The following is a 1,805-nucleotide window of genomic DNA, read 5'->3' on the forward strand; positions in this document are numbered from 1 at the left end:
ACAGAGGCGATAAAACGGCATGGTTTACCAATGCTTCTCCCGTCGATTACAGTTGTGCCTTGTATGTGGTAGCAAGCACAACTTCCTTGCAGAAAAAAGGAGTATACGCAGCCGGTGAACTTCTTGTCACAAGAAACACCGACGACGACATGAATGTTTCCTACATTTTTGCCGACAAACAGGGACGGATCCTGCTGCAACGGGAAATGAACGGTACGGAAACGCACGACACCTATTTTGTTTACGACGATCTGGGTAATTTATGTTACGTATTGCCTCCCGCGGCAGCAGATGCACTGGGCGCCGCAGCTACCTGGGACGATACAAACGCCACCTTGAAAAACTACGCTTATATCTACAAGTACGACGGGCGCAACCGCTGCATCCTGAAAAAACTTCCCGGCTGTGATGCCATCGCAATGAAATACGACAAAGCCGACCGGTTGATTTTCAGTCAGGATGGCAATCAAAAGGTAAAGAACGAATGGACATTCTTTTTTTACGATATGTTCGGTCGGCAAACCGTTACCGGGATTTGGAATTCGAATTCCATACCGGCGTTGGATAACGTAGTTGTGAAGACCGATTACACGGGTACCGGTACTTTGGCCGGACATGCCGTAAACCTTACACTTGCTGCTGTTGATCTGATGACGGTAAATTATTACGACGACCATGCGTTCGTAAACATACTGACCGTAGCCGAAAAAGCCAAAATGCCTTTCGTTGCCGTGTCGGGATATGATGCACAATATAACAATGCCAAAGGATTATTGACAGGAACACGCACCTATCAACTAAACGATCCTGCCCAATATACCGTTTCCGCCCTCTATTACGACCACCGCGGGCGCGTGGTGCAAACCCATACGTCCAACCATTTGGGCGGTTTCGAAGACGAATACTTCGCCTACACCTTTACCGGAAAAGTAAAACAGCGTCAGCATGTGCATTCGGCAACGGGAAAGACAACGCAGACCGAGGTATATACCTACGCCTACGACCATGCCGAACGGCTGCTGTCCGTTTCCCATAAACTCAACTCCGCTGCTGCCGTTACATTGGCAACCAATACGTACGACGAAGTGGGACGCCTGAAAACCAAAAAACTGGCAACGGAAACAGACACTTACCATTACAACGTGCGCAGCTGGCTCACGCAGATTACCGGCACAAAGTTTAATCAAACACTCACGTATAACGCTGCCGTAAATGGAGTTACCCCAACCAACAACTTTTACAACGGCAATATCAGCGCCACCAAGTGGAGAGCAGGCGACGAAACCGCCGAGCGCGGATACCAGTTCAACTACGACGGGTTGAACCGCCTGACCTTCGCCTACTACGGCGAGGGCACTTCGCTCACCACCAATCCCAACCGCTACAACGAACTGGTTACGTACAACAAAATGGGCAATATTCTCACCCTGCAACGCCAGGGAAAAACCGATACGGGCTTCGGGCTGATAGACAACCTCACGTACAATACTTACGACGGCAACCGCGTAACCAAAATTACCGATGCCGTAACGCCCGGCCCGCTCTATGCCGGCGCCTTCCATTTTATGGACGGCGCCAACGCGGCCGTGGAATACACCTACGACGCCAACGGTAACCTGAAAAAAGATTACAACAAAAAAATAGTGGATATTCAGTACAATGCATTAAATTTGCCCGACGGTTTGCAATTTACCAATGGCAACACCACCAGCTACGTGTACAACGCCGCCGGGCAGAAGTTAAGCGTAACTCACCAGACGGCAGTGGTGGGCGTAACCATCCCCATGACCAACGTAATGACGCCA

Annotated in this window: 1 protein-coding gene; it reads left to right on the forward strand. The window is 50.0% G+C overall.

The annotated features are described in order from the left end of the window. On the forward strand, positions 1 to 1,805 hold a 1,805-nt coding region (locus OA34_RS13230), incomplete at both ends, for an RHS repeat domain-containing protein (RefSeq protein ID WP_502685209.1).

It is taken from the genome of Sulfurospirillum sp. MES, from assembly GCF_000789415.1.
GTDB classification, from domain to species: Bacteria; Campylobacterota; Campylobacteria; order Campylobacterales; family Sulfurospirillaceae; genus Sulfurospirillum; species Sulfurospirillum cavolei.